At 66.0% G+C, this 16,666-nt stretch carries 16 protein-coding genes and 1 pseudogene; 11 read left to right on the forward strand and 6 right to left on the reverse strand.

The annotated features are described in order from the left end of the window. Nucleotides 1–584 precede the first annotated feature (584 nt). The gene (locus A3Q7_RS0111335; RefSeq protein ID WP_018411999.1) at nt 585–1,541 is read left to right on the forward strand and encodes a PEP-CTERM sorting domain-containing protein; all 957 of its coding nucleotides are present in this window, start codon (nt 585–587) and stop codon (nt 1,539–1,541) included. 112 nt (nt 1,542–1,653) lie between these two features. Continuing rightward, nucleotides 1,654–2,322 (forward strand): CPBP family intramembrane glutamic endopeptidase, encoded by a 669-nt coding sequence (locus A3Q7_RS19805; protein ID WP_018412000.1) that lies wholly within the window; start codon nt 1,654–1,656, stop codon nt 2,320–2,322. Between the two features lie 13 nt (nt 2,323–2,335). On the opposite strand, the gene msrA is transcribed toward A3Q7_RS19805, so the two are convergent. The 6 genes and pseudogenes from msrA to A3Q7_RS19810 form a co-directional block, all read right to left on the reverse strand. Continuing rightward, nucleotides 2,336–2,845: a peptide-methionine (S)-S-oxide reductase MsrA gene (gene msrA / locus A3Q7_RS0111345; RefSeq protein ID WP_018412001.1), complete on the reverse strand. Its 510-nt coding sequence runs from the start codon at nt 2,843–2,845 to the stop codon at nt 2,336–2,338. Nucleotides 2,846–2,863: 18 nt separating this feature from the next. Continuing rightward, nucleotides 2,864–3,313, reverse strand: coding sequence for a peptide-methionine (R)-S-oxide reductase MsrB (msrB, locus tag A3Q7_RS0111350; protein ID WP_018412002.1), 450 nt, complete (start codon nt 3,311–3,313; stop codon nt 2,864–2,866). Nucleotides 3,314–3,472: 159 nt separating this feature from the next. Further along, a complete protein-coding gene (locus A3Q7_RS21155) occupies nt 3,473–3,886 on the reverse strand; it encodes a hypothetical protein (RefSeq protein WP_040570688.1) in 414 nt (137 codons plus the stop codon). Further along, nucleotides 3,864–4,517 (reverse strand): nucleotidyltransferase domain-containing protein, encoded by a 654-nt coding sequence (locus A3Q7_RS0111360; RefSeq protein ID WP_232417954.1) that lies wholly within the window; start codon nt 4,515–4,517, stop codon nt 3,864–3,866. The genes A3Q7_RS21155 and A3Q7_RS0111360 overlap by 23 nt, the downstream gene beginning before the upstream one ends. A 185-nt stretch (nt 4,518–4,702) precedes the next feature. After that, nucleotides 4,703–5,806: a type I restriction endonuclease gene (locus tag A3Q7_RS0111365; protein WP_018412005.1), complete on the reverse strand. Its 1,104-nt coding sequence runs from the start codon at nt 5,804–5,806 to the stop codon at nt 4,703–4,705. Nucleotides 5,807–6,223: 417 nt separating this feature from the next. Next, nucleotides 6,224–6,727, reverse strand: a pseudogene (locus tag A3Q7_RS19810) (IS91 family transposase); the annotation flags it as partial. A gap of 209 nt (nt 6,728–6,936) precedes the next feature. Here A3Q7_RS19810 and A3Q7_RS0111380 point away from each other — a divergent pair. The 9 genes from A3Q7_RS0111380 to A3Q7_RS0111420 all read left to right on the forward strand — a co-directional run bounded on the left by A3Q7_RS0111380 (nt 6,937) and on the right by A3Q7_RS0111420 (nt 16,655). Further along, the gene (locus A3Q7_RS0111380) at nt 6,937–8,622 is read left to right on the forward strand and encodes an ABC transporter ATP-binding protein (protein WP_018412008.1); all 1,686 of its coding nucleotides are present in this window, start codon (nt 6,937–6,939) and stop codon (nt 8,620–8,622) included. A gap of 214 nt (nt 8,623–8,836) precedes the next feature. Beyond that, nucleotides 8,837–9,253 carry a group II truncated hemoglobin gene (locus tag A3Q7_RS0111385; protein WP_026224731.1) on the forward strand — a complete coding sequence of 139 codons (417 nt, stop codon included), beginning with the start codon at nt 8,837–8,839 and terminating at the stop codon, nt 9,251–9,253. Between the two features lie 152 nt (nt 9,254–9,405). Next, the gene (locus A3Q7_RS19815; RefSeq protein ID WP_077231403.1) at nt 9,406–10,443 is read left to right on the forward strand and encodes a glycosyltransferase family 2 protein; all 1,038 of its coding nucleotides are present in this window, start codon (nt 9,406–9,408) and stop codon (nt 10,441–10,443) included. Continuing rightward, nucleotides 10,443–10,829 carry a GtrA family protein gene (locus A3Q7_RS0111395; RefSeq protein ID WP_018412011.1) on the forward strand — a complete coding sequence of 129 codons (387 nt, stop codon included), beginning with the start codon at nt 10,443–10,445 and terminating at the stop codon, nt 10,827–10,829. Before A3Q7_RS19815 ends, A3Q7_RS0111395 begins: the two co-directional genes overlap by 1 nt. Continuing rightward, on the forward strand, nt 10,826–11,629 hold the full coding sequence (locus A3Q7_RS0111400) for a ChbG/HpnK family deacetylase (protein ID WP_018412012.1): 804 nt from the start codon (nt 10,826–10,828) through the stop codon (nt 11,627–11,629). Before A3Q7_RS0111395 ends, A3Q7_RS0111400 begins: the two co-directional genes overlap by 4 nt. Before the next feature lie 109 nt (nt 11,630–11,738). Next, the gene (locus A3Q7_RS0111405) at nt 11,739–12,287 is read left to right on the forward strand and encodes a PEP-CTERM sorting domain-containing protein (RefSeq protein ID WP_018412013.1); all 549 of its coding nucleotides are present in this window, start codon (nt 11,739–11,741) and stop codon (nt 12,285–12,287) included. A 186-nt stretch (nt 12,288–12,473) separates the two neighbouring features. Then, nucleotides 12,474–14,078 (forward strand): hypothetical protein, encoded by a 1,605-nt coding sequence (locus A3Q7_RS0111410; protein ID WP_018412014.1) that lies wholly within the window; start codon nt 12,474–12,476, stop codon nt 14,076–14,078. A gap of 67 nt (nt 14,079–14,145) precedes the next feature. Beyond that, nucleotides 14,146–15,921, forward strand: a complete 1,776-nt coding sequence (locus tag A3Q7_RS19820; RefSeq protein ID WP_232417956.1) for a CorA family divalent cation transporter — start codon at nt 14,146–14,148, stop codon at nt 15,919–15,921. Between the two features lie 74 nt (nt 15,922–15,995). After that, complete coding sequence (locus tag A3Q7_RS0111420) at nt 15,996–16,655, forward strand: PEP-CTERM sorting domain-containing protein (protein ID WP_018412016.1); 660 nt, start codon at nt 15,996–15,998, stop codon at nt 16,653–16,655. Nucleotides 16,656–16,666: the final 11 nt, after the last annotated feature.

Consider the following 16,666-nt stretch of genomic DNA (forward strand, 5'->3'; position numbering starts at 1 on the left):
CACAAGAACTCGCCCGCACCACAAACGGAGCCGGTGTTTGGTGGGAGCGGGCTTGCCCGCGATTGCGGCCTGGAACGAAGCCCGCGGCCTTCAAGCGCCGCATCGCGGCCAGAGGCCGCTCCCACAAGAACTCGCCCGCATCACAAACGGAGCCGGGGTTTGGTGGGAGCGGGCTTGCCCGCGATTGCGGCCTGGAACGAAGCCTGCGGCGTGCCAATGCCGCATCGCGGCCAGAGGCCGCTCCCACAAGAACTCGCCCGCACCACAAACGGAGCCGGTGTTTGGTGGGAGCGGGCTTGCCCGCGATTGCGGCCTCGAACGAAGCCCGCGGCCCACACACGCCGCATCGCGGCCAGAGGCCGCTCCCACAACAGCTCGCCAGAACCGCGAACAAAGCCCGGTTTTGTGGGGAGCAGCCTTGTGGTCGCACCTGCACGACAGGGTGTCGAAATGTTTTACAGCACTGGTCTCGTACATTTTGTTTCGCACGCAAACCACTGATTCAGATAAGAACGGTTCGCAATCGGTATGCATCTTGCAGCGGACGGAAGCTCGCTTCGACATCGTCCCGCCAGGAGGTCCACATGTCACATGCCCGCGTTTCCGTTCTCGTTCCGCTTGCCCTGCTCGCCGCACTGTCCGCACCTGCGCACGCCACCACCCAGGTGCAATGGGTTACCCCCATGGCAGACGACATAGTGAGCGGTAGCGGCCTGCAGTCGATCAACCTCGACGAAACGCCCTTCGTGTCAGAAGACGGCGTAGCGTTCGTCGGCAAGGCGCAGGGGGATGACAGCACGGGCACGGTGCGCGTGTACAGCGAAATCGACAGCCGCGGAGTAGGCGGCGTGCCGGATCTGCTGATCGGTTCGTCGGTCGCCATGACCACCAGCAGTGGCACGCTGCTGTCCAGTGCCGGCGGCGGCCCGGTGGATGTCACTTTCGTGCTGAGCTTCGACGGCAGCTTCCACACCTACAGCGGTAACGTATTCCACCAACTGGTGGCCACGCTCACGCTGAGCGTGCCTTCGGCGACGGTCGCATTCACCAATGTGACCTATCAGTCGCAGCTCACCTTCCGTACCGACCTTCTCGACGAAACGGCGGTGAATACCGAAAGCAAGGGAAATGTCACCTATTTCGAGCCCGGTTTCGTCTATGTGGACGAACCTTATGCCAGCGCCAGCAGTACCGTGGTGAGCGATGACATGGACGACCTGATCGGCGAAGTGCGGCTCACGGTGACGATGGCGCCGGGCCAGAGCTTCGTGCTGACAAACGGACTGAGTACCCAGGTGACACCCGAACCCATCCTGCCCGCATCCGGCGCCTTCGACTACAGCCAGTCCTGGGGAGCGGTCGACGGCTTCAACACCGGCCGGCTCAGCATCCTGCTGCCGGAGGGCTATGCGCTCGAAGGCAATACCGGGCTGCTTACCAACGCGGTGGTCGCACCGCCAGTGCCCGAACCGGCCTCCTGGGGGATGATGGCCGCCGGTCTGGCCGTACTGGGCGGATTCGCCCGCCGCCGCGCACGCTGACGGGCGCGCCTGCGCCGGCACGGCATCATGCCGGCGCGCTGCGCAGACGATGCAATGTCGTTAAGATGTGCGGCCGCGCATGCCATGATCCGTTCCGGCATGTTTCGCCCACATGCCCACCGGATCGCATCCCTTGCGCACCACGCTCACCCTGCGCGAAGCAGGCATCGTTTCCGCCATCTGCTTCGGTCTGCCGGTCGCGCTGGCGCTGCAGTCCGCTGCCCGTGACTTTCCGGTCGAGGGCTTCTCAGACACCGGCATGCTCTGGCTGTGCATGTTCGAGGTTTCGGCCGCGATCGCTGCAGTCGCTTTCCTGCGCATGCAGCAGCAGGATCTCCAGCCACTGGTTCCCCGCCCCACCCTGACCGGGTGCGTGGCCGGCGTCGCGCTCGCCTTCCTGGCGTGGTTGATCGCCGTGCTCGTCACACTGCCATTCGACGGCAGTTCGGGCAGCGAACACGTACGGCAGATGATGTTCGTGTCACAACCTTCGGCGGCCGTCGTCGTGCTGACCGCCATGGTCAACGGCGCCTTCGAGGAAGTGTTCCTGCTGGGCGTGCTGACGCGCGGCCTGCGCGGATTCGGGCTGTCGGTCGCGATCGGGCTGCCGGTGCTGCTGCGCGCGTTCTGTCACCTCTACCAGGGTCCGGTCGGCATGGTTTCGGTCGTTGCCATCGGCCTGACCTTCTCGCTGCAGTACATCCGCAGTGGCGATCTGTGGCCACCCGTATTCGCGCACATGCTCTGGGACGTACTGCCCTTCTGCATATCCGGCGAGTGATCGGCGCACCCGGTCAGGCGGCCGGGCCGCGTTCCGGCAACACCCAGCCGGGCCGCGGGAAGTGGCAGGTGTAGCCGTCCGGATAGCGCTGCAGGTAATCCTGATGTTCCGGCTCGGCTTCCCAGAAATCGCCCACCGGCTCGACTTCGGTGACGACCTTGCCCGGCCACAGCCCGGAGGCGTCGACGTCGGCGATGGTGCGCAGCGCCTCTTCGCGCTGAGCGTCATTCACGTAGTAGATGGCCGAGCGGTAGGACAGTCCGACGTCGTTGCCCTGCCGGTTCCGGGTGGTCGGGTCGTGGATCTGGAAGAAGAACTCGAGCAACTGGCGATAGCTGATGAGCGCCGGATCGAACAGGATCTCTATGCCCTCGGCGTGCGTGCCGTGGTTGCGATAGGTGGCGTTCGGCACATCGCCGCCGGTATAGCCCACCCGGCTCCCGAGCACGCCCGGCAGACGACGGATCAGATCCTGCATGCCCCAGAAGCAGCCACCGGCCAGCACCGCGCGTTCAACACTCATCGCTGCATCCTCCCGCCCTCACTCGGGCACCATCACCTGATCAAGATATTCGCCATAGCCCTGCGCTTCCATGTCGTCGCGATGGATGAAACGCAGCGACGCGGAATTGATGCAGTAACGCAGCCCGCCGCGGTCCGGCGGGCCGTCCTCGAACACGTGGCCGAGATGGCTGTCGCCATGCGCCGAGCGCACTTCGGTCCGTATCATGCCGTGCGTGGTGTCGCGCAGTTCCACCACGTGCGCCGGCTCGATCGGACGGGTGAAGCTGGGCCAGCCGCAACCGGATTCGTACTTGTCGGTGGACGCGAACAGCGGCTCGCCGGACACGATGTCCACATAGATGCCCGGTTCCTTGTTGCGCAGATATTCGCCGGTACCCGGATACTCGGTGCCGTTTTCCTGGGTCACCCGGTACTGTTCCGGATCGAGGCGGGCGATCGCCTCGGCTGATTTCGTATAGTTCTTCATAGGTCCTCCTGTGCGGCGATAGACAGCACGGACCACGCCGGGGTTCGCCCCGCAGCGCCCGCTGCGCCGCCTCGGCGTCAAGCGACTCCGGGTGCGCATCCCCGCGGCGAGGTCGAGCCGGGAAAACCGGGTATCGGGTGCGTCCACAGTCGGTCGTATTCAGCGCATTGCGTCGAGAGTGCGCTGAAGCCAGTCCGCAGCGTCGATCAAGGCGTCGAGCAGAGCCGGCTCGATATCGACCACGCCTTGGTACTCCGCAAGATTGCGGCGCTGGTGGGACTTGTCGAGCACCCGCCAGATTTCGGGCCCGGCGCCCAATGTGTGCGGCAGGCACTGGAACACCGGATAGCGATTGTCCGAGCGGAAACCCTTCTTGCGCACTGCGGCCAGCGCCAGCGAATGTGCCGCGTTGTACGCAAGGTCGAAGCGGCTTTCCGGTGCAAGCGCGGTATTGTGCGCATCGCACAAGCGGGCCGCGGCGGACCGGATGAGCCCATCGAACTCGCGCTCGCTGGGCGTTTCTTCTTTCAGCTTGCCGGGGCCGACCAGCTTACGCAGATTCTGCAATGTCATGGTCGTTGCCGATCAGATGGATACGCGGTTGCGCCATCAGTTGCGCGACGAAGGGGTTGTCGTCCTGCAGCCTCTTGCGCCAGTCCACCCGCGAATACAGAGTGGGGCTCACCTTGCGGCCGATGACCGTTTCAACCTCCGTCAGCGCGCCGTACAGCTCGCCGTACGCGAGCGTGTCGCTCACCACCAGCAGATCGACATCACTGTCCGCGCCCTCGGTGCCGCGTGCAACCGAGCCATAAACGAAGGCGAGCACGATCTGTTCGACGAAGGGCGACAGCGCCTGCCGCAACTGATCGGCAACGCCCATGGTCTTGGCGGCAAGGGCGCGCAGCTCCGCGAACACTGGAGAGTCCGGGTTGGCCTGATAGAGCGTCTGGTTGCCACGCCGGCTCACCGTCACCAGCCCGGCCGCCGCCAGCTTCTTCAACTCGCGACTGACGGCGCCGCCCCCCGACTGCGCGCGCCGCACGATTTCGTTGGTATGAAAGCGCTGTCCGGCACGACCGAACAACAGGCCCAGCACCCGCTGCTGGGTCCCCGTGAACAGCGCTGCAGCAATGGAGAGGCGCTCATTCGATCCCATAACGGGAATGATAGATCCCTTTTTGGGATTGACCCAGGGCTGCAATACAGCCCAGCTCTCGTGGAAACCATTCCTTGAAGGAAGGCGGGCAGCGAAGCGCCGTTGATCGGATGTCGCGTCGCGGGAGGAAGGAATTGTTGCTACGTCCCCGAAAACGATCCATCAGGGTGCGTCCCCCTATTGTTCTCTATTGTTTACGCCTGCCGTAGCGGGTCAGCTTGAGCGAGGGGTTAGGCCTCAGCCTGCGGCAGGTACGAGGCGATTGTTGCGTGGAGCTGTGCGGTGAAGTTGTAGATGTCGTCGGGCGTTTCGATCGCGACGACTTCCTCTTCCTTCTTATCGTTGAACAAGCCAAGGCGCAACTTCTCACGATTGTTGAACCTTAGCCGGCAGATCGGCTTACGATTGTTGTCGTCAAGAAGAATGGCGCAGTATGTCTGCGCATCTCGCATGACAACGCGCTTCGTTGGGACGATTCCCCGAAGGATGGCGCGGACTATGTGAAAGCCTTCCAGCTCTTCGGCTGAAGTGACGACCTGCGGCTCCGCCTGAGCTGGAGAGCCCTCGGGGGCTGCTGCAGCTGCGGCAACCACGACTGGTTCCGAGACTGAGACAGACTCAGGTGCCATTGCGCCCTTCAGGCGCTCGTTGATCCGTTCACCGATGAGTTGCTCGAAGGCGCGGCGCGTAATTAGCGTGAACTGGTCTCGTATCGCCGGTGTGAATCGGCGACTACCGACCAGTTCCGACGACACGAGGCGTACAAAGTCCTCTGAAGGACTGACCATCCATTCCGCGAGCTTGGTCTGAATTGCTCGGGTGTACTTCAGCTCGTTGGCAGTAGTGAGAATGGTTTCAAGGTCAAACGCTGACTTCGCGAACTTCTTGAGTTCTTCTACGTCACGTTCCTTGAAGTCCAGAATGTTGAACTCAAAGAACGGCTTTTCGTCCATCTTGTTCGGCTGTTCCAAGTCGGTAAAGAACCTGTACAAGAGACCGTTGGTAAGCACTCCAAAGCGTGCTGCTGTGACGTGAAAGTAGCGGAACAGCTGACCGGCATGGTTGATATTCAATTCCGCGCCGGCCTTCTTGCATTCAAACAAGATGATCGGCTTGCCGTCTTTGAGGATCGCATAGTCGACCTTCTCGCCCTTCTTCGTCCCTACGTCTGCGACCAACTCTGGATTGACTTCCGTGGGGTCGAAGACGTTGTAGCCAAGAATCTGGATCAGGGGCATCACCATTGCGTTCTTGGTCGCCTCCTCGGTCTGGATCATCGAGCGAGTGTTGGCGATACGTGTGGCGAGGACGCGAAGCTGGTCAATGAAGTCCACGTGATCTTCTCCCTTGAAGCGAATGGCGTGTTTGTAACATGCAGCCGCGCAGTGGCGTGTGTTCTGAGGCCTAACGAATAGGGTTTATCCCCCGCGAGAGGACAGTTGCTGGAAGCGCCCTGGTCAATTGCGGGGGATAAGCCGTGTTGAACTGAACCGCCGCTCAGGCGGTGATATTGAGGATTCTATGCGCGGGCAATGCCTGTTGAATAGCGTCATCGACCTCGAAGCCGCTGCGCTCATCCTTTCGGACGAGACGCCCGTGCGCGAAGGCCCCGCGTGCGCGGCAAATCATGTCGTGCCGGGGCTGGGCGCGCGCCGGAATCGGCGATTTCTGGGCCTGCAGACAACAGTCGTACCTCCGGCTCCTGCGCAATCCGGTCGCGGGCATTCCTGACGGGCGCGGCACCTTCGGGGTCATGGTGGTCCATCGCGTACCCGCGCACCGGTGTGCATCCGTGCGATGGGCGCAGCATGCGTGATCCGTGGTGTGCAGATTTCGACCGTGCGCCAGCGCCCGCACGAGCAGTACGGGCAGCGCGCCAGATCCAGCGATGCGACCCGGCGCAGAAACGCCTGGGCGGTTTCGATGGCAGGCATCTGCGGTTCGGGCACGTGCAGCGCGGCCCGCGCCTGCGCCAGGCGCTGCGCCTTGTGCCGGGGCGCGAGCAGTCCGTAGTGACGGATGCGCTTGAAGCCACGCGGCAGCACGTGGCGCATGAAGCGGGCGATGAACTCCTGTGCGGGCAGGCTCACCGTGCGCCGCCCATGATCGGGGCCTGGGCGCACGCGCAGTCTGATCTGACCCTGCTCGATACTGAGGATGCGCTCGTTCGAGATCGCCACCCGGTGCGTGTAGCGCGCCAGATAGTCCAGTACCTGGGCCGGTCCGCCAGCGGGCAGCTTGGCATAGACCACCCAGTGCAGATGGGTGCGCAGGTCCTGCCCCCAGGTGTGCGGCACCAGCGTCACCGTCGGCTCGGCATCGAGCCAGCGCGCACTGCTGGCCAACTCAAGCAGCGTGCCTGCGGCCTGGCTGCGCCAGCGCGACGCGTAAGCACTTCAGACGGCCGGCAGACGCCGGACAGCACAAACCGAGATAATGACTGGCTCACCTTCGCCGCCCCGCCATGTCCGCCCCACCCGCCTTCCGCCTGACCGACGTTCCCCGCGCGATCGCGTTCTTTCTCGAGCGCGACCGCCGCCGTTACCTGTTCTTCATCTGCGTGCTGGGCGTGGTGCAGTTCTACCCCATGCTGCCGCCTTACCTGATCGGACGGGTGGCGGATTTCCTGCTCGGCTGGCAGCGCGGCGACAGCCTGGCGCCGCTGTATGCGCTGGTGGGCACGCTGGGGGTGGCGCATGCCTGCGTGGCGCTGGTGCGGCTGTCGACCAAGCGGGTGATCGGGCGCATGGCGATCGATGCGCGCATGCGCGCCAAGGTGTGGGGCTTCGAACGGCTGCTCGACTTTTCGCTGGTCTGGCACCAGAAGGAAAGCACCGGCAACAAGGCGCAGCGGGTGATTACCGGGGCGGATGCGGTGCGCGACTGGACCAGCGATCTGGTCAGTGCGCTGCTCACCGCGGCCGGCGCATTCTTCGGCGCGCTGATCGCCTGCATGCTGCTGCATCCGGCGACAGCGCTGTTCTTCCTGTACTACTGCGGCGTGCTCGGCTTCATCGAGTGGTATTTCTACCGGCGCATCGCGCGGCTGTCGGACCAGATCAATGCGTCGATGGAAAACGCCAGCGGCAGCTTCGTCGAGAGCGCGGCCAACATCCTGTCGGTGAAGGCGATGAATGCAGGCGCCGACATGAGCGCGCGGGTGGCGCTGCGCGAACAGGCGGCGCGCGATTTCGCCTACCGCCGGCTGCGGCTCACCAACACCAAGTGGATGCTGTTCCAGTTGCACACCGCGGCGGCCTGGGCGCTCTATATATATGGTGTGGCGTGGGGCGTGATGGAAGGCGGGCTTTCGGTCGGCCTGGTGCTCACCTACAGCGCGTATTTCAACACGCTGCGCGAGGCGTCCATGGACATGACCGACCGCGTGCAGACCATGATAGAGCGCAGCTCCAATCTAGGCCGCATGATGCCGCTGTTCGATGCGCCGCCGGGCCCGCAGGGCGAGCGCGACTGGCCGGAGGACTGGCGGTCGCTGCGCGCGCAGGCACTCACCTTCGCGCACGACGGGCGGCAGGTGCTCGGGCCGCTGGATTTCACCATCGCACGCGGCGAGCATGTCGGCGTGGCGGGTCGTTCCGGCTCCGGCAAGAGCACGCTGGTGAAGCTGCTGCTGGCGCTGTACGCGCCGGCCTCCGGGCGCCTGGAGGTGTGCGGTCCGGACGGCGAGTTGCCGCTGGCCGACATCCGGCACGAGGCGCTGCTGCATCACATTGCGGTGGTGCCGCAGGAAACCGAGCTGTTCAGCCTGTCGCTGCGCGAAAACCTGACCCTGGGACGCGAGGTGAGCGAGGTCGATCTGCTGGCCGCCTGCCGCATCGCCCAGCTCGACGACGTGGTCGCGCTGCTGCCGGACGGGCTGGACAGCCCGGTGGGCGAGCGCGGCCACGCCCTGTCCGGCGGACAGCGCCAGCGCGTGGGCATCGCGCGCGCGGTGCTGCGCGCGGCGCCGATACTGCTGCTGGACGAAGCCACCTCGGCGCTGGATGCCGACACCGAGGCGCGCGTGATCGATGCGCTGATGCGCGAGCACGCGCCGGGTCGCACGGTCATCCTGATCGCCCACCGTCCGCGCGCCTTCCAGCACGTGTCGCGCGTGCTCACCATGGACGCCGGACGGCTGGTGGCCTGATGCGCCGGCGTGGGCGCCAGCGCCGGTACGCCCTTGGTACTACTCCAAACGCGGTATTGCGGCAGCCGGCGGAACGCGCGAACCTCATGCCGTGGATGCGCATTTCTTCACCCGCTGCGGCCGGGAAAACTGCGCGGGTGACGATGCGGGCCGCATCGCCCCGGGACTGCGCATCCACGACCTCGCCCCGCCTGTCCTTCCGCCCGACCGCACCATGAATGCCCCCACACCCCGTCCGCCCTCGCTGTTCGACCAGATCGGCGGTGAAGAACCGCTGCGCCGGCTCGTGAACGCTTTCTACGACATTTCCGAAACCCACCCGGACGGCGCCGCGCTGCACCGGCTGCATCTGACCGGCTTCGGCATCGAACATCTGAGGCAGGCGCAGTTCGAGTTCCTGTGCGGCTTCCTGGGCGGGCCGCGCTACTACCTGGAACGCATGGGCCACGCCAATCTGCGCCAGATGCATGCGCATCTGGCGATCGGCGAGGAAGAAGCCACCTCCTGGCTGCGCTGCATGGTGCATGCGATCGAACGCGTGGATCTGCCGCGCGATGTCGGTGCCCGGCTGATGCAGCACTTCATGCGCGCCACCGAGGCGCTGAAGAACCGTCCCTCGCCGGGCGGCTGAAGGCGCGCGACAGAAAGCCGTTAATTCCGGCACAAGTCGTGTCGGCGCGCGCCCGCACTCCCGCGTTCACCCGCTCATGACCGATCCGGCAGGTGCCGGATTCCTTGCGCATCAATTACTTGGCGATGCGCACCCTTGATGCCGGTGCCGCGATGAACCCGTCCGTAATCACCCATTTTTCGCCCTTGCCATTGCAGGCGGGCCCGGAAGCCCCGCGCGGCACGCCGCGCCTGTTGAGCATCGTCGTGCCCGCCTTCAACGAAGCCGGGGCACTGGCCGGCACGCTGGACATGATCGCCCGCCATGCGGCCGCGCTGGCGCCGCGCTACGAAATCGTCGTGGTCGACGACGGCAGCCGGGACGACACGGCTCGCATCGCGGCCGACAGCGCCCGTCGGCTGCCGGTCACCCTGGTGCGCTTCTCGCGCAATTTCGGCAAGGAAGCGGCGATTTCCGCCGGCCTGCAGCACGCCAGCGGCGACATCGTCGTGTGCATGGATGCCGACGGCCAGCATTCGGCCGATCTGCTGGGCCGCATGCTGGATCTGTGGCGCACGGGCTGGGACATGGTGTACGCGGTGCGCGATGACCGCGCCGCGCAGGGCCTGTTCAACCGCCTGGGTGCGCGCCTCTTCTACCGCATGATGAATGCCGGCGGCCGGCTGGACATTCCGCCCAATGCCGGCGACTTCCGCCTGATGGACCGCCGCGTGGTGAATGCGCTGCTGGCGCTGCCGGAACGCCAGCGCTTCATGAAGGGCATGTATGCATGGGTGGGCTTCCGCTCTGTCGGCATTCCCTACACCCCGCTGCCGCGGGCGGCCGGCCAGACCACCTTCAACCGGCTCAATCTGGCCAAGCTCGCCTGGACCGGCCTCACCAGTTTTTCCGTGCTGCCGCTGCGCATGGCCAGCATGACCGGCCTGCTGCTGTCGTCGCTGGCGTTCGCCTACGGCCTCTATGTGGTGCTGGAAAAGGCGCTGTTCGGCGTCGATGTGCCCGGCTGGCCCACGGTGGTGGTGAGCATCATGTTCTTCTCCGGCGTGCAGTTGCTGTTCATCGGCGTGCTGGGCGAATACCTCGCCCGGGTCTATGAGGAAGTGAAGGGCCGCCCGCCCTACATCGTCGCCGAGGTCGTCCGCAGCGAGGTCCGGGCTGAGGTCGGCAGCGACGCGGGTAGCGCGCACTGATGCGGGCGTCGCTGCTGCTGTTCCTCATCGTCGGCGGCTGCGCGGCGGCCACTCATTACGTGGTGACGCTCGGCGTCGATGCGCTGACCGGCATCGAACCGGCCTGGTCCAACCTGATCGGCTTCCTGACCGCCTTCCCGGTGAGCTATTTCGGCCATCGCAACCTGTCTTTCGCCGGCACGCAGGCGCCGCATCGCCAGGCGCTGCCGCGCCTGTTCGCGGTTTCGGCCAGCGCCTTCGTCGGCAACCAGATCATGCTGGCCGCGCTGCTGCGTTACACGCCGCTGCCGCTGTGGATCGCGCTGGCCGTCGTGCTGGTGTTCGTGGCGCTGAGCACCTGGCTGCTCGGGCGCTACTGGGCCTTTGCGCACCGCGCCGCCGCATGAGAGCGGTATTCGTCACCGCGGACGATTACGGATACAACCCTGCCGTCGACGCCGCGATACTCGATCTGCTGCAGGCCGGCCGGCTGTCCGGCACCGGCTGCATGACGCGCTCGCCGCGCTGGCAGGACGCCGCGCAACAGGCGCGATCGCTGCTGGACGAGGGCTGTTTCGGCCTGCATGTCGACCTGACCGAATTCAGCCCGCTGCGCCGCGGCCTGTGGCCGCTCATCGCGGCCAGTCTGTGCTGGCGCCTGGACGACGCCGCATTGCGCGACGAAATAGACCATCAGTGCGCGCTGTTCGAGGAGGCCACCGGACAGATACCGGCCTATGTCGACGGACACCAGCATGTGCATCAGTTGCCGCAGGTGCGCGACGCGCTGCTCGAGGTACTGACGCGCCGCTATGCCGGCCGCCTGCCCTGGCTGCGCATCAGCGGCGCGCGCCCGGGTGACGGCAGCAAGTCGCTGTTCATTGCGGCGCTCGGTGCCCCCGCGCTGGAAAGGCGGGCGACAGCCGCCGGCTTCCGCGTCATGCCGCGCCTGCTCGGCGCCTACGGCTTCGACGGCGACACCGCCGGCTACCGCCGCCGCCTGGCGGTCTGGCTGTCCGGCGCGGCGGACGGCGATGCGGTCATGGTGCATCCCGGCACGGCCGCCCTGCCGGACGACCCGATAGGCGATGCACGCATGCGCGAATACGCGGTGCTGCGCGAAGACTTGCCGGCGGTCATGGCGGCGGCCGGCGTCGGCCTGGCCCGCTTCGACGCGGACACCCCGGAGCGCGGATTCAAAACGTAACCTTTGCCGCGCCCGCATGCGGGAATAGTTCCCACGGCGCGCGCGGCGGTCCCCTTAGCATCCGTCCTGCCTTCCGGCCCCTGCCGGCCGGCTGTCGACGGAGCTTCAGATGATCAGACGTTTCACCCGCTGCGCCCTGCCCCTGCTCGCGCTCGCTGCCGTTGGCAGCGCTCGTGCCGAGAGCTGTGGCGACACCTCTTTCGCCGGTCTTGCCGCCAGCGCCTGTTTCGGTTCCTTCGCGAACAACATCAATGGCGCGTCCAGCGAAACGAGCTATCTGGCCAGCGTGCTGGGCGGGACCTGGACCGTCGTCGGTTCCAGCGACAGCAGCGGCTTCGGTCCATTCAGCAGCCAGCCGGCCGGCAGCACCGGCGTGACGCTGGATTTCGACAGCGCCCTGAGCGGCCGCTTCGTGATCGGCATCAAGGCCGCCAATCAGTACAGCTATTACTACTTCGAGGCGAGCACTCCGGTCACCTCGCTGTCCGTCGACAGCACGGCGGGCATCGCCCTGAACAAGAAAGGCATCGCGCAGGACGTATCGCACGTGGTGCTGTATTCCGGCGGTGCGCTGGCACCGGTACCGGAACCCGCCGGCTGGGCGCTGTTCGCCGCCGGCCTGGGCGTGATGGCCGTGATCGCCCGCCGCCGCACCTGAACGGCTCCGCATACCGGGCCGGACCATCCGCGTCCGGCCCACGATTCCCGGCAGCACTTTGGGCGCCCCGCCTCGCGGGGCGCCATTTTCTTGCGCGACTGCCCGATTGCGCATGAGCGGCGCGTCCGGTGTCAGCGAAACACCGCACGGCGCGTTGAAGGCGCAGCTCTCTGACCGCTACCTGCCGTGACCCACACCTTCCGCCGCCGTCTCCCCGCCCTGCTGCTGTTCTCGCTCATCGTCCTCTACATCGTGCTGTGCTTCGGCCAGCACGGCATCAGCAACGACGAGGAAGTGCAGCATGTGTATGGCCGGCTACTGCTTCAGTATTACGCCTCCGGCCTGACCGACCTGTCCGCCTTCTCATACAAGAACCTCTATCTGTATGGTGGCCTGTTCGATCTGCTCGCGGCGCTGGCCGAGCGCGTGCTGCCGATGAATGTGTGGGATCTGCGCCATCTGCTGACCGCGCTGTTCGGGTTGGCCGGCATGGTCGCGGTGTACCTCACCGGTGTGCGGTTGGCGGGCGTTGGCGCGGATGCGCGGCAGGGCGAACGGATCGGCCTGTGCGCGGTCGCGCTGCTCATGCTGACCGGCGCCTGGAGCGGCGCGCTGTTCACGCACACCAAGGACATTCCGTTCGCGGCCTGCATGGCCTGGGCCACGCTGTGTACCGTGCGACTGCTGCCGGTGCTGCCACGGCCGCCGCTGGCGCTGGTTCTGCAGACCGGTGCCGCGCTGGGCTGTGCCTTCGGATTGCGGGTCGGTGCCGTATTCGCGGTCATGGTGCTGGGCCTGTGCATGATCGCGAACAGCGCGCTGTCCGCCAGGACCGCGCGTACCCGCGCGCTGCACCTGCTGCGCTCGCTGCGCGCGCTGTGGCCGGCGCTGCCGGTGGCGGTTGCGCTGATGGGGCTGTTCTGGCCGTGGTCGGTGCAGGCGCCAGGCAATCTGATCAAGGCGCTCACCACCTTTTCGCATTTCACCTTCGACCTCTACACGGTGCTCGATGGCGTGCAGATGAAGATAGGCGACGTGCCGCGCGACTACCTGCCGCTCTACCTCGCCGCCCGGCTGCCTGAACTGGTCCTTGCCGGTCTGCTGCTGGCGTTGCTCGCCGCCGCTGCGTCGCGACGGAAGGAGCGCCGCAAGGCGCTGCTGCACTGGCTGCCGGTGGTGCTCGCCGCACTGCTGCCACTGCTGCTCGCCATCGCCACCCGACCCGCCCTGTACAACGGCATCCGCCATTTCACCTTCCTGCTGCCGCCGCTGGCCCTGATCGCCGCCGCCGGACTGGTGACCACCCATGCCGGCCTGCGCCGCGCCCCCGCGCTGGCCACCGCCTTCGTCGCCCTGTGCGTCGCCACCGCCGCCGTGCCGCTGTACGACATGGCGCGCCTGGCGCCCTATCACTACATCAACTACAACCGGCTGGCCGGCGGTTTCACCGGCGCGCCCGGCCGCTGGGAAACAGACTACTGGTCGGATGGCGTGCGCGAGGCGGCCGGCCTGTTGCGCGCGCGCATCGACGCCGAGCCGGCGCCAGCCGAGCCCTGGCATGTGGCGGTGTGCGCGGAACCGGTACAGGCGGCGGCCTGGCTGCCGGCGGATCGCTACCTGATCACGCGCGACTGGGTGCGCGCCGACTTCTACATATCGACCACACACATGGGCTGCGACGAGGTGTTGCGTGGCGACGAAATCGCACGGGTGGAGCGCGGCGGCATTCCGCTCACCATCGTGAAGGACAGACGGAATCTTCTGCACGAACACCGGCGTCCGCTGCGCTGAGCCGTGGCGTATCCATGACGCGCCGATGAACAGGTAGACTCGCGCCACCTCGCAACCCGGCCCCCCCATGAGCGCAAGCGCCCCGCCCTCGTCCACGGCAGCCCCGCCGGTCATCGCCCGCCACTTCCGGCAGATCCTGATGTGGCCGCTGCGGCTGCTGCCGCTGCGCTCGGGCGACCAGGTGCAACGGCATTCCGAAGCGCTGGCAGCGATCACCGAGAACAATCCGTGGCGCGAACAGCGCGACGAATTCACCGGCTCGCCGGCCGATTTCCACGAGCGCCACTACCGCGAATTCGTCACCTTCCTGCCGCATGTGCAGCGCTTCCTGTACGGCCAGGGGCGCTCCAGCGCGACGCTGCGCGGCTACGGCGAATCGCCGATACGCGTGTTCCGTCGCCATGACATCCGCACCGTGCGGCTGGGCTGCGAGGACGGCAGCGCGCTCGACCTGACGGTGCAGCACATCGATCTGTATTTCTTCTACGACGTCGATGTCGCCATCCTGGTGCTGGAACTGTACGCCGACGACATTCCGCTGCCGCGCGTGCAGGAACTGCTGTTCCGCTTCGGTCGCGCCTTCCCCGCGAAATGGAACGACAGCGGCGAAGGCGGACCCGGCGAAGGGTGCGGCCCGGCATCGCAGTGCATGCGCACGGTGCAATGGCTGGATGCACAGGGCCAGGTGCTGGCCGAGTCGGACTACCACGACCGCGAACGCTATCTGCGCCACGTGTGGGAACACCGCGCCTCGGCGATCGGACGCCATTGGGAATTCATGCTGCGTCCGCTGGTGCTGCACCACTCGGAGGACGAGGGCAATATCCGCTACCGGCAGCTCGAATACCACCGCATGCCGAAGATGACCTATCTGTCCTTCGACGATCCGTTCGCGCTGACGCGCGAGGACTTCGTGCGGCTGGGCCAGGCCACGCAGCCGGACGATGGCCGGCCGCTGCCCTACTCGGAAGAGGTGATGTCGCATTTCGAGCGCACCGCCTGTTACGACCGCTTCTGGGTGCCCGGCCGGCGCAGCGACAACGCCAGTACGCGCGTCATCTGTACCGGGCCGGCCATGGTGATGGTGGGCAAGCATGGCCTGGCCGGCTATTCCGATCCGCAGAACGGCCTGCTCGGCGAGTTCCGGCACCAGTACTTCCTGATCGGCCTGATCGCGCATTTCCACCGCGCCTCGCTGCTCATGCTGATGGACCGGCTGGTGGTGGCGGTGAGCCTGCTCGACGCCGACGACGTCGATTCGCGGCGCCGCTTCAAGCGCGGCATACGCAGCACGATGGAAATTTTCCTGCGCTTCAACCACCGCTACTGGTTCGGCGAGGTGTCCAAGCAATCCATGGCCAAGGACCTGTTCGACATGTGGAGCCGCAATCTCGGCAACGAGGCGCTCTACAACGAACTGCGCAACGAAATCCTCGACATGGACAACTATCTCGAGGCCGACGACAGTCGCCGCCAGAACGAAACGCTGCTGCGCCTGACCGTGGTGACCATATTCGGTCTGGTGGGCACGATAGTCACCGGCTTCCTCGGCATGAACATTTTCGACGGTCCGCCTGCCACCCTCATCGGCAAGGTGGGCGCCGTCGTCGTCGTGGCCGTCCCGACGCTGCTGCTCACCTTCTACACGCTGAAGAAGTCGAGCGCGCTGTCCGAGTTCATGGATGCGGTGTCCGACGACACGCTCACCACGCGTCAGAAATTCAGGTCCTTCCTGCGCATATGGCGACCGCGCACGCAGGCGGACAGACGGCGTGCCCGTCGTGTCGGCGGACTTGACACCCGACCCTCCCCTTCGGCAGACGGCAGGCGGCAAAGCCCGTAACGGCGGGGCATCCGGTGCGACGGCACGAATGTTGCAACAATGTGAAACTGCATCTTCATCCGTCGAGGACCGACATGAAATCACTGATTGCCGCCGCCGCTCTGGCGGCCTGTAGCCTGCCGCTGTCGGCGGCCACGCAGACCATGGTGTTCACCGAGTACACCTTGAGCTACGACGATTCCAGCGAACTGGGCTCGCTCGCCTTCAACTCGGTCGGTGCGGAAGGCGCATTGGGCTTCGGCTGGGAACTTCCGGTCTCGCTCGTCGCCGTCGAGGACAGCGTGAGTTTCACGCTGCCCAGCTTCACTCTTACCGCCAATGCCGGTTACTCGCTGGGAGGCGTGCTGAGCGGCTTCATCGGCAACCTGTCGTTCTCCGAATACCAGTCGGGCAGCACAAGCGCTTCGGTGAGCGGTCTGCTGTCCATCGACGGCGGTCCCGCCTACTCGCTGAGCGGCGAACTCGACCGCTTCGAACAGGTGAACACCTCGTTCGGCCGGGCCGGCTATTTCGCGGCGCAGGACTTCACCGACCTGTATGGCGTGTCGTCCATCACCGTGTCGGAGCTGACCCTGACGCTGAACGCCAGCGAGCAGGCCACGATTTTCAGTACCGGTCAGGGCCGGCTGGAAGTCGGCTTCTTCGCGATCCCGGTGCCCGAGCCGGAAACCTACGCGCTGCTGCTGGCCGGCCTGGGCCTGGTCGGACTGGCCGCGCGTCGCCGTCTGCACTGACAGGCTCGACA

This window comes from Methyloversatilis thermotolerans (assembly GCF_000372885.1).
Taxonomy (GTDB): Bacteria; Pseudomonadota; Gammaproteobacteria; order Burkholderiales; family Rhodocyclaceae; genus Methyloversatilis; species Methyloversatilis thermotolerans.

What these genes read in the sequence shown, in the direction of transcription:
- A3Q7_RS0111335 (WP_018411999.1), top strand. Translation starts at nt 585, where the DNA reads ATGTCACATGCCCGCGTTTCCGTTCTCGTTCCGCTTGCCCTGCTCGCC.
- A3Q7_RS19805 (WP_018412000.1), top strand. Translation starts at nt 1,654, where the DNA reads ATGCCCACCGGATCGCATCCCTTGCGCACCACGCTCACCCTGCGCGAA.
- msrA (WP_018412001.1), bottom strand. Translation starts at nt 2,845, where the DNA reads ATGAGTGTTGAACGCGCGGTGCTGGCCGGTGGCTGCTTCTGGGGCATG.
- msrB (WP_018412002.1), bottom strand. Translation starts at nt 3,313, where the DNA reads ATGAAGAACTATACGAAATCAGCCGAGGCGATCGCCCGCCTCGATCCG.
- A3Q7_RS21155 (WP_040570688.1), bottom strand. Translation starts at nt 3,886, where the DNA reads ATGACATTGCAGAATCTGCGTAAGCTGGTCGGCCCCGGCAAGCTGAAA.
- A3Q7_RS0111380 (WP_018412008.1), top strand. Translation starts at nt 6,937, where the DNA reads ATGTCCGCCCCACCCGCCTTCCGCCTGACCGACGTTCCCCGCGCGATC.
- A3Q7_RS0111385 (WP_026224731.1), top strand. Translation starts at nt 8,837, where the DNA reads ATGAATGCCCCCACACCCCGTCCGCCCTCGCTGTTCGACCAGATCGGC.
- A3Q7_RS19815 (WP_077231403.1), top strand. Translation starts at nt 9,406, where the DNA reads ATGAACCCGTCCGTAATCACCCATTTTTCGCCCTTGCCATTGCAGGCG.
- A3Q7_RS0111395 (WP_018412011.1), top strand. Translation starts at nt 10,443, where the DNA reads ATGCGGGCGTCGCTGCTGCTGTTCCTCATCGTCGGCGGCTGCGCGGCG.
- A3Q7_RS0111400 (WP_018412012.1), top strand. Translation starts at nt 10,826, where the DNA reads ATGAGAGCGGTATTCGTCACCGCGGACGATTACGGATACAACCCTGCC.
- A3Q7_RS0111405 (WP_018412013.1), top strand. Translation starts at nt 11,739, where the DNA reads ATGATCAGACGTTTCACCCGCTGCGCCCTGCCCCTGCTCGCGCTCGCT.
- A3Q7_RS19820 (WP_232417956.1), top strand. Translation starts at nt 14,146, where the DNA reads ATGAGCGCAAGCGCCCCGCCCTCGTCCACGGCAGCCCCGCCGGTCATC.
- A3Q7_RS0111420 (WP_018412016.1), top strand. Translation starts at nt 15,996, where the DNA reads ATGAAATCACTGATTGCCGCCGCCGCTCTGGCGGCCTGTAGCCTGCCG.